This window comes from Acinetobacter portensis (assembly GCF_009372215.1).
Lineage (GTDB): Bacteria > Pseudomonadota > Gammaproteobacteria > Pseudomonadales > Moraxellaceae > Acinetobacter > Acinetobacter portensis.
The window spans coordinates 1-9,849 of sequence record NZ_LWRV01000098.1 but is presented as its reverse complement, the minus strand read 5'-3'; the positions used below and the strand labels follow the sequence as shown (position 1 = coordinate 9,849).

Annotated in this window: 13 protein-coding genes and 2 tRNA genes; 8 read left to right on the top strand and 7 right to left on the bottom strand. The window is 36.7% G+C overall.

Annotation, left to right across the window (positions count from 1 at the left end; all coding sequences use genetic code 11):
- The first annotated feature begins 148 nt into the window (after positions 1-148).
- The gene (locus A6M14_RS12310) at positions 149-568 is read left to right on the top strand and encodes a GNAT family acetyltransferase (RefSeq protein WP_152875411.1); all 420 of its coding nucleotides are present in this window, start codon (positions 149-151) and stop codon (positions 566-568) included.
- Between the two features lie 16 nt (positions 569-584).
- Here A6M14_RS12310 and A6M14_RS12305 read toward each other — a convergent pair whose 3' ends face one another.
- From A6M14_RS12305 to A6M14_RS12290, 4 genes are all read right to left on the bottom strand, one after another.
- Positions 585-1,310: a class I SAM-dependent methyltransferase gene (locus A6M14_RS12305; RefSeq protein ID WP_152875410.1), complete on the bottom strand. Its 726-nt coding sequence runs from the start codon at positions 1,308-1,310 to the stop codon at positions 585-587.
- Between the two features lie 123 nt (positions 1,311-1,433).
- Positions 1,434-1,509: transfer RNA gene (locus A6M14_RS12300), tRNA-Phe, on the bottom strand.
- Between the two features lie 137 nt (positions 1,510-1,646).
- A tRNA-Phe gene (locus A6M14_RS12295) sits at positions 1,647-1,722 on the bottom strand.
- 145 nt (positions 1,723-1,867) lie between these two features.
- Positions 1,868-2,245 (bottom strand): GNAT family N-acetyltransferase, encoded by a 378-nt coding sequence (locus A6M14_RS12290; RefSeq protein ID WP_152875408.1) that lies wholly within the window; start codon positions 2,243-2,245, stop codon positions 1,868-1,870.
- A gap of 94 nt (positions 2,246-2,339) precedes the next feature.
- Here A6M14_RS12290 and hisB point away from each other — a divergent pair, with 94 nt between their 5' ends.
- From hisB to A6M14_RS12260, 6 genes are all read left to right on the top strand, one after another.
- Positions 2,340-2,933 (top strand): imidazoleglycerol-phosphate dehydratase HisB, encoded by a 594-nt coding sequence (gene hisB / locus A6M14_RS12285; RefSeq protein ID WP_152875406.1) that lies wholly within the window; start codon positions 2,340-2,342, stop codon positions 2,931-2,933.
- Positions 2,933-3,550 carry an imidazole glycerol phosphate synthase subunit HisH gene (hisH, locus tag A6M14_RS12280; RefSeq protein ID WP_152875405.1) on the top strand — a complete coding sequence of 206 codons (618 nt, stop codon included), beginning with the start codon at positions 2,933-2,935 and terminating at the stop codon, positions 3,548-3,550. The genes hisB and hisH overlap by 1 nt, the downstream gene beginning before the upstream one ends.
- A 152-nt stretch (positions 3,551-3,702) precedes the next feature.
- Positions 3,703-4,233 carry a DUF805 domain-containing protein gene (locus A6M14_RS12275; RefSeq protein ID WP_152875404.1) on the top strand — a complete coding sequence of 177 codons (531 nt, stop codon included), beginning with the start codon at positions 3,703-3,705 and terminating at the stop codon, positions 4,231-4,233.
- A gap of 100 nt (positions 4,234-4,333) precedes the next feature.
- Positions 4,334-5,029 carry a 3'-5' exonuclease gene (locus A6M14_RS12270; RefSeq protein ID WP_152875403.1) on the top strand — a complete coding sequence of 232 codons (696 nt, stop codon included), beginning with the start codon at positions 4,334-4,336 and terminating at the stop codon, positions 5,027-5,029.
- Between the two features lie 67 nt (positions 5,030-5,096).
- A complete protein-coding gene (gene hisA, locus A6M14_RS12265; protein WP_152875402.1) occupies positions 5,097-5,822 on the top strand; it encodes a 1-(5-phosphoribosyl)-5-[(5-phosphoribosylamino)methylideneamino]imidazole-4-carboxamide isomerase in 726 nt (241 codons plus the stop codon).
- Positions 5,823-5,898: 76 nt separating this feature from the next.
- Positions 5,899-6,822, top strand: a complete 924-nt coding sequence (locus tag A6M14_RS12260; RefSeq protein WP_152875401.1) for a DMT family transporter — start codon at positions 5,899-5,901, stop codon at positions 6,820-6,822.
- A 44-nt stretch (positions 6,823-6,866) separates the two neighbouring features.
- Here the strand turns inward: A6M14_RS12260 and A6M14_RS12255 are convergent, their stop codons facing one another.
- The 3 genes from A6M14_RS12255 to A6M14_RS12245 are packed head-to-tail and all read right to left on the bottom strand — an operon-like array spanning position 6,867 to position 8,885.
- Positions 6,867-7,262: a DUF4870 family protein gene (locus A6M14_RS12255; RefSeq protein WP_152875400.1), complete on the bottom strand. Its 396-nt coding sequence runs from the start codon at positions 7,260-7,262 to the stop codon at positions 6,867-6,869.
- 27 nt (positions 7,263-7,289) lie between these two features.
- Positions 7,290-7,919 carry a DUF1294 domain-containing protein gene (locus tag A6M14_RS12250; RefSeq protein ID WP_152875399.1) on the bottom strand — a complete coding sequence of 210 codons (630 nt, stop codon included), beginning with the start codon at positions 7,917-7,919 and terminating at the stop codon, positions 7,290-7,292.
- Positions 7,920-7,934: 15 nt separating this feature from the next.
- On the bottom strand, positions 7,935-8,885 hold the full coding sequence (locus A6M14_RS12245) for a homoserine kinase (protein WP_152875398.1): 951 nt from the start codon (positions 8,883-8,885) through the stop codon (positions 7,935-7,937).
- Positions 8,886-8,999: 114 nt separating this feature from the next.
- On the opposite strand from A6M14_RS12245, the gene hisF reads away from it, so the two are divergent.
- Positions 9,000-9,758 carry an imidazole glycerol phosphate synthase subunit HisF gene (gene hisF / locus A6M14_RS12240; protein WP_152875396.1) on the top strand — a complete coding sequence of 253 codons (759 nt, stop codon included), beginning with the start codon at positions 9,000-9,002 and terminating at the stop codon, positions 9,756-9,758.
- The last annotated feature ends 91 nt before the right edge of the window (positions 9,759-9,849 follow it).

Here is a 9,849-nt window from a genome sequence, read left to right as displayed (position 1 = left end):
AATGTCAACAGACCCTAATATTTAGCAAAATAAAAACGCCCTTCGGGGCGTTTTTTTATACCTTAAAATTTAGCACCAAAACTGTTTACTATTCATACAATTATGAATTAATCTCGACTTATCCTAATTAGGTTACTTTTAAACAAATATGTTTATTATCAGACAATTTACAGAAACTGATTTAGAAGATGTGATTTCACTTTGGGAAGTTTGTGACTTAACACGTCCGTGGAATAGCCCAGAAATTGATATTTTTAGAAAAGTCGCTCAAAAAGATGAGCTTTTCTTAGTGGCAGTCAAAGACAATGAGCTGATAGCTACACTTATGGGCGGTTATGACGGTCATAGAGGCTGGTTAAACTATTTAGCGGTTCATCCACATGTTCAACGCAATGGCATTGCTACAGCGCTAATACAGCAACTAGAAAAGCGTTTAATTGCCCTTGGTTGCCCAAAGCTTCAACTTCTTATTCGTAAAGACAATATCGACGTGCAAAACTTTTATGAGCAATTGGGCTATGAAGAAATTGAAGCAGTTTGTTTTGGGAAACGACTGATCTCAGATTAAAAACACCTTTCAACATTTACCGCCCCATTCTAAATAAAATAGGAAATTCAACTGCAAAAGATTGTGCAGAATTTTCCAATGCTTGCTTTAACTCACTTAAAGGATCATCTGAATTCTGGATTTTATAATGTTTAATTGCAGACCATGTATTTAAATAATCCAAAAGTTGTTCTGCCGACCAAACATATTCCATCTGCATTTTAGATATGGCTATTTCCTGAAAAGGAAATGGAATGGTTAAATACTCTTCATCTATATATTTACGCTCTGCATCCCAATAACCTTTCAATATGTGAAAGTAAAGCTTTTGAATAAGATCATTCACTTTTGAGTCTTTAAGTTGAAGCAAACCATAGCCGATCACAGCAAAAACACCGTTAGGCTTTAATACACGCTTTACTTCTTTATAAAAACTTTCAAAATTAAACCAATGAATGGCTTGTGCCACGGTAATTAAATCGAAATAAGCCGATGGAAAATTATTCTGTTCTGCTGCTTGAACCAAATATTCTACATTTTTGAAAGTGGGTGCTTGTGAGAGCTGTTGCTGGCTTAAATCTGTTGCAATAACATTCGAAAAATATGGACTTAATAATTGAGTAAATTGCCCCGACCCTGCACCACAATCCCAAGCATATTCTTTATATTCTACATGCTTCAATATTTCATCGACTACACTTTGCGGATAGCTTGGTCTAGCTTTTTGATAAAGCGAACTCTGACTTGAGAATAAATCTTTCATTTTTAATTTAAATATTCGCATTATTTGAAGTTCTAATTTAGCGAATTTACCTAGTAAAACAATGCTTAGACACAAATTTCAAGCAATAAAAAACCCCAAACAATGTTTGAGGTTTTTTGAATATGGTGGCGAGACCCAGGATCGAACTGGGGACACACGGATTTTCAATCCGTTGCTCTACCTACTGAGCTATCACGCCGATGCGGTGTATTAAGCCGTATCTCGAGTTAATAGTCAATATAAATCCTAACTTTTTTATTTGAGTGCCTTTTTTTTGCACAAAAAAAATCTCCAACATATGTTAGAGATTTTTTTAAACGTTTTCACGTTTGAATATGGTGGCGAGACCCAGGATCGAACTGGGGACACACGGATTTTCAATCCGTTGCTCTACCTACTGAGCTATCACGCCGATGACGCGTATTAAACAATTTCACAGTGAACACGTCAAGTGACTTTCTTTGATATTGAATCAAATGTTCACTTTTAAATCATATTTAACGCATTACGTTGAATTTTGCTTAATTTACAAACGATTATTTAATCATCTTTAAAAATTAAAGCTTGTTTAGACTTTCTAGGCAACGATGAATCGCACCACATCCGGGAACAAAAGTAGTCACACCCTTTTCTTCTTCCATTCGGCAAACTTCACTCACCAATCTTTCTGCAACGCCACGACCACGGTTTGCAGGGTGAATCACAATGTTCTCAATCGTTCGAGTTTCCCCCTGACCTGTACACCATACCGCTCCAATAATTTTTGTATTAAATTCTGCGATGTAAAGTAATGTATACTGATCTAAGTTTTGTTCAAGTTGTTCTGTGGCATCTTTCCCATCTGCAAACTCTGGGCTAGTGTCATACAGTCGCTCAAGCTGAGTACGGACTTCATCATTTTCGATAGAAGTTATGGCATGTACGTTAATAGGCATTGATTAACCCTCCTGAGCAATCTAATATGCGGTATTTAGTCACCGCTAAAAACATTTTATATCAATCATTTCAACGTTTTTGAGGAACGTGTTTATGACGCAGCGTATCAGTGAAGTGGTAAGAAATACCAACGAAACTAAAATTCGTGTTCGTGTAAATCTTGATGGTACGGGTCAAGGCACCCTCAATACAGGTGTTCCCTTTTTAGATCATATGATCGATCAAATCAAGCGACACGGCTTATTTGATATTGATATTCATTGTGATGGCGATTTAGAAATTGATGATCACCACACGGTAGAAGACTGCGGTATCACGCTTGGTCAAGCTTTTGCACAAGCTTTGGGCGATAAAAAAGGTCTAAAACGCTATGGTCATTTCTATGCGCCACTTGATGAATCTTTAAGCCGTGTCGTTGTCGACTTATCGGGTCGTCCGGGCTTATGGATGGATATTCCATTTACACGTTCATTGATTGGTTCATTCGACGTCGATTTATTCTCTGAATTTTTCCAAGGCTTTGTGAACCACGCATTAATGACGCTTCACATTGACAATTTGAAAGGCAAAAATAGCCATCACCAAATTGAAAGTGTATTTAAAGCATTTGCACGTGCGCTTCGTATGGCTTGTGAAGTCGATCCTCGTGCAGAAAATACTGTCGCTTCAACCAAAGGTACTTTGTAATGACCCGTATTGCCCTTTTAGACTATGGCATGGGAAATCTTCACTCAGCAGCAAAAGCATTAGAACATGTGGGTGCAACTGTTGATGTGACAAATGATCCAAAGTTAATTGCACAAGCAGATAAAATTGTATTTCCCGGTGTGGGCGCAATGCGTGATTGTATGCAAGGTATGCATGAAGCAGGTATTGATGAAGTTGTGCGTAATGCCGTTTTCAATAAACCTGTTCTTGCCATTTGTGTAGGCATGCAAGCGTTAATGCAACGTTCTGAAGAAAATGGCGGTGCAGATGCACTGGGTATTTTTGAAGGTGCTGTTAAACGCTTCCCCGATGTTGATGGTTTAAAAGTACCGCACATGGGTTGGAACCAAGTTCATCAAGCAGACCCAAGCCATCCTATGTGGAAAGACATCGAACAAGATGCTCGTTTCTACTTTGTACATAGTTTTTATGTAGAACCACAAGATAAATCTCTTGTTGCTGCAACATGTGATTATGGTCTTGAGTTCTGTACAGCGATTCATAAAGAGAACTTATTTGCTACACAGTTCCACCCTGAAAAAAGTCATACAGCAGGTTTGCAATTGCTTAAAAACTTTGTGGAATGGAACATCTAATTTTTCAAATGATTTCAAAAAAGCTCACTTCGGTGGGCTTTATTTTTAACCATAAAGCAAATATTATTCACCGCGCAATATCTCTATAAACAGCATATTTTTTCTTTTTAAAAGTTTTTTATAACAAATTTTATTTTTGGGATTATTAAAAAATGAATTCACCTATTCAACAAACTAAAGATTCAGCTTTCAAAGCTAATGGTCGTTTTGGACGACTATCATTTGCTGCATGGAACTTACTGCTTGCAATATTTATATTGGCTCTATTCATATTAGCATCGATTTTTTTTCAAAGCTCTGAACAATCCGACTCAATCTATTCAGGGATATTTTTCTTTTCAGTTGTGATTTATGCTTTAGGGATTTACTTCTCTTTTGTTTTTATCATTAGACGTTTACACGATAAAAATCAATCAGGTTGGCTTTCTCTTCTCGTTCTCTTACCAATCGCTAATCTAATCTTAATTATTTATTTACTTTGTGCAAAAGGCGACCCTTCACTTAACCGTTATGGAAATCCTCGTTTAACAGTTGGATGGGAAAAAGTATTGGGGTGGATTTATATTATTTGTATTCCTGTAACTTTTGTTCTTGGTATTTTGGCCGCAATTTCTATTCCTGCTTATCAGGATTATGTTGAACGCTCTAAGCAGATCCAAATTGAGCAAAATCATCAACAATAAAAAGCAATTTCAAATAAAGCCTGATAATTCAGGCTTTATTTTTGCTTAAACACTCAAAACCCTTTAATCTCAAAAATTATGGATTTAAGTTTGAAATTATATGGAAGCGCAACAAATTGCTTTATTATCAAAAGAAGAAATTTCCAAACTTCCATTATTTAAAAACTTATCATCAAATCAAATTGTTGTGCTACAAACACTCGATCAATGCATAGCATTACAAGAAGAACTTTATAACACTGCTTTATTCGGCTTCGATTCAGAATCTAAACCAACATTTACCAAAGGTGAAACGCAAACAGGCCCTCACCTCATTCAACTTGCTACATTAGAAAAAGCCTATTTATTCCAAGTAAACCCTGAAATTCTTAATTTTCTAGCACCCATTTTTAGCAGTCACGACCAAATTAAAATCGGTTTCGGCTTAAAAAATGACGCTCATCTTTTCAGAAAAAAAGGTATCGAACTCAATAGTATTATTGAATTATCTAAATGCTTTTCTAGCTTTGGATATAAAAACCAAGTGGGTCTAAAAAATGCAATTGCGATACTATTTAACGAGCATTTTCCTAAATCTAAAAAAATAAGTACCTCAAATTGGGCAAGAAAAGAATTAACACCTCAACAAATTTCTTATGCAGCAGCAGATACTTACGGTGCAATTTTAGTTTTTGAAGAACTTTTACGCTTAGGTTTATTGCCAAAAAAACATTCCGAACACCAATTTAAAGCTCCAAACACCAATTTAAAGCCCCGAATACGCCCGATTAAAATAAAACCATCATCAGATGCTTAGAGAATTGCCAATACTTTGTTAAGATTGTCGCCATTAAATTCAACAAGATTTGGCTAGGAGCGAAAGCATGCTGATCATCCCTGCAATTGACCTGAAAGATGGCAAATGTGTCCGTTTAAAACAAGGTCGTATGGAAGACGATACCGTATTTTCTGATGATCCTGTTGCAACTGCACAACATTGGGTAAATGAAGGTGCTCGTCGTCTCCATCTAGTAGATTTGAACGGTGCTTTCGCAGGTACGCCTATTCACAAACCTGTTGTTGAAGCCATTTGTAAAGCTCAACCAAATCTTCCAATTCAAATTGGTGGCGGTATTCGTTCTTTAGAAACTATCGAGCATTATTTAGATGCAGGTGTTTCTTATGTGATTATTGGAACAAAAGCCGTTCAAGATCCATCATTTGTTGAAGAAGCATGTAAAAAATTCGCAGGTCATATCATTGTCGGTATTGATGCAATGAATGGCATGGTTGCAACTGACGGCTGGGCAAATGTCACTGACGTTAAAGCAACTGATCTTGCTAAACGTTTTGCAGATGCTGGCGTTTCTAGCATTGTTTATACAGATATTGCACGTGATGGCATGATGCAAGGTGTTAACGTTGAACAAACTGTTAATCTTGCAACATATTCAGGTTTACCTGTTATTGCGTCAGGTGGTGTAACTAACCTAGATGACGTTCGTAATTTGAAAGGTCAACCTGGCATTTTAGGTGCAATTACAGGTCGTGCAATTTATGAAAACACGCTGAATCTTCGTGAAGCACAAGCACTTTTAGACCAAGTGTAATTCGTCCTTTGTACAAAAAAGAGGTCTTTTGACCTCTTTTTTCATTTCACCAATTTTAGGGTTTTGACTTAATTTCATGGCTTTCTTATCCCCCACTTGGATTAAATCTAAAGCGCCACAACTTTCGCTTATTCTCATTACATTCATTTGGGGCGGAAGTTTCATTACGGTGCAATATGCGCTGAATTTTAGTAGCCCCATTATGTTTGTGGCTTTACGTTTCGCAGCGGCTGCCCTTGCAGTCAGTTTAATTTCTATCAAATATTTAAAAGATTTTAATTTAAAAGAAGTATTTGCAGGTGCTGTTATTGGTGCCGTTATTGCCATTGGTTATGGCACGCAAACCATTGGCTTACAAACCATTAGTAGCAGTGAATCTGCATTTTTAACGGCACTTTACGTTCCACTTGTCCCTATTTTTATGTGGCTTATCTTTCGTAAAAAACCATATATCATGACGTGGATTGGCTGCCTATTTGCATTTGTCGGGCTCATCTTTTTAACAGGTAATGGCTTTCAACAAATTCAGCTTAACTTTGGGCAAATCATCACTATTTTCGGCTCTATTGCGATTGCACTTGAGATCATTTTCATTGGTTATTTTGCAGGAAAAGTGAATGTAAGACGCGTGACTGTTCTTCAACTTATTTTCGCATCTTTATTCTGTTTTATCATGAGTCCATTATTGGGTGAAAGTGGTCTACCCGATTTTCATTGGATGCTTATTGTTATTTTATGTGGCTTAGGCTGTGCAAGTGCATGCATTCAACTTGTTATGAACTGGGCACAACAATCTGTAGATTCATCACAAGCTGCCATTATTTATGCAGGAGAACCTGTTTGGGCGGCACTGATTGGACGTATTGCAGGAGAACGACTTCCATTTCTTGCACTTGTTGGTGGTGCATTGGTGGTATTAGGTGTGATGCTTAGTGAACTCAAACCTAAGTTTTTAAATAAATTATTAAAAAACAAAGATGAAAAAAAAGAGCTTAACTAAGCTCTTTTTTTAACTCATATTCGATTGATCCTAAATTTGAAAATTTAAGATTGATACATTGGTTTATTATCATTCACACGAATTAAACCAAGAATTGCACGGTATACAATCCATACCCATGAAAGTGCAATCATCGCGACACAAAATGCAGATGCACCAAATGCAACACCGACAAAGGCATCTGGGTTTTCACCCGTGAAAAATAAGAATAAGAACGGAACAAAAGCGACAATATTCCAAATTAAATACCACCAAAAACTTCGAATTTGCCATGTAAAGTGGCTTTCAAAAATAGAACCTTTGACTGCATCACGCTTAATATAATTAATAATGAGTGCAACAATTGCCAAAATACCCGCTGAAAAAATTGCAACAATATAGAGAACATATAAAACAATGGTGAGTGTGCGATTTGAGTCTTTATCTATTGAATAATTCATTTTATACCCTCTAAAAACTATATCTCATTAAATAGAAAAGCGATTTAATGGTGAGACTAACCATAAAATTAAAAGAATGTTAAAAGCTATAGTACAAAAATAAATCTTTCTGAATGGTTGTTTTTGTGTTTTATGACGCAAACGTTGTTGTGCAAGCCATGCCGCAGGCCAACCGCCTAAAAAAGCCAAAAGATGCAAAGAATTTTCAGGAACACGCTGTTTGTTTAACTGAGCAGCCTCTTTGTCCTGCATATAAAACCAATACGTCGCAGCATTCATTAAGCTAATAAATAATAAGAAAATTCCACTGAATAAACCCGACAAGGTTAAAACAGCTAAAAGTAAAATATAGCCAATGCATAACATTTGCATGGGCTGCATTTTCTTCTTCATTTTTACAACATTAGATGTCGATGATGCATGTCTGGATTTAACTGCTTGAGATGCTTTTAAATACACCACTTTTTGCGCTTTATAACGCCCTTTTTCATCTAAAATAACTTGATAATATAAAGCACAGCCCACGATTGGACGTGGACCTTGTTTTGCAAAATCTTTAATGTGTAAAAATACACGACCTTTTTTTGAATCATTAGGTTGGATAAATCCATAGCCTTTATCATCGAACCATTCAACCAACCGACCTTGATCGCGCATTTTTACTATTTCCTTTTATGCAGTAACAAACTTTAATCTTTCGATTAGCATATTACGCATTTCTAAAGGATTTTTTTGCAAAATATCATCGCCTGTACGTCCTTCAGCAGCATTTTTTTGTGCCACTTGTAAACGCATCATCCAGAAACGCCCCGCTGCCATTGCCAAATAAATTTCAAGGCAAGCACGTTCATCTTCAGTTAATGGTCGAATGGTTTCATAAGCTGTTAAGAATGCAACTGCCTTATCTTCGTTTAAATGCACATCTGGATATTCTGTACAAAAGTCATTTAAAGTAATGGCAATATCAAATAATAATTCATCTTTATTCAATTCGTAAAAATCTAAAATACCTTTGAGCTTATCGCCTTCAAATAACGTGTTATCACGGAACAAATCTGAATGGATAAAACCTTTTGGACGGTTGGGATACGCTGCTCTTATTGCTTCATATAAACCTAATAATTCAGCCAATAAAGTTTTATCGGCAACATCTAAAGTTGGTTTTAATTCTTGAGTGACTTTTGCCCAATATGCTTGATCTCTATATTCAGCTCGCTCTAAAGGGAAATCTTTTAAAGCGACATGCATTTTTGCTTGTGCAATGGCAATTTCTTTAACTTGCTCAATAGTTGATGGCATGGGATGTTCTCCCATCATACGTGGCGCAATTTGTGCAGGCTTATTCTTAATACTATGAATAGATTTTCCTGAATGACTTAAAGGAACGGGCACAGCTAAGCCAGCTTTTCCTAAATGCTCCAATACAGGTACAAGCTCACCTGCACCGTGTTCATCTATCTCTTCAAATACTGTGAGTACAAACTGATGACCGTCTTTTGTGACAATAAAATAGTTTGTATTTTGAATACCTCCTTGAATTGGAATCAGGTCAATTACCTCTAATCCATAAGGTGAAGAGAAGTCCTGAACTTCCATTAAAGTCAAAGTGGTATAAACCGACATAGAAAACCTGCGAAAAAACTTACATATTTTTGATAGAATACATTGTCCATCTACCAAGGTGTAGCACCAACCGTAGGTCAGTTTCGTAATATGTTGTAATTACTGGAAAAATTTATGCTTGCTAAACGTATTATTCCTTGCCTAGACGTCGATAATGGCCGCGTGGTGAAAGGTGTCCAATTTTTAGATATTCGTGATGCAGGTGATCCAGTTGAAGTCGCACGTCGTTATAACGAACAAGGTGCAGATGAAATTACCTTTTTAGACATTACAGCAACCTCAAATGGTCGTGATACAACCTACCGCACTGTTGAGCGTATGGCTGAATCTGTATTCGTACCGCTTACTGTTGGTGGTGGTGTTCGTAAAGTTGAAGATATTCGTTTATTGCTTAATGCAGGCGCAGATAAAGTCAGTATTAACTCTGCTGCGGTATTTAACCCTGAGTTTGTACAAGAAGCTTCTCAGCGTTTTGGCGCTCAATGTATTGTTGTTGCTATTGATGCGAAAAAAACGGGTGACAATAAATGGGAGATTTTCACCCACGGCGGTCGCAAAGCAACAGGTATTGATGCTATTGATTGGGCTGTAAAAATGGCTGACTTCGGTGCAGGTGAATTACTCATTACCTCAATGGATGCCGATGGCACCAAAGCAGGTTATGACCTAAAATTAATGCGTCAAATTAATGATCGCGTCACTATTCCGACCATTGCTTCTGGCGGTGTTGGTAATTTACAACATTTGGCAGATGGTATTATTCATGGTGGTGCTGATGCTGTTCTTGCCGCATCTATCTTCCATTTTGGGCAACATACTATTCCTGAAGCCAAACAATACCTTGCCAACCAAGGCATTGAAATGCGTTTGTAATAAAAAAATATCAATTAAAAAGAGTGCTTAATTTGCGCTCTTTTTTTGACTTTAAATGTGATAAAAGTCATCTATAGCCAAATCCTAAAAA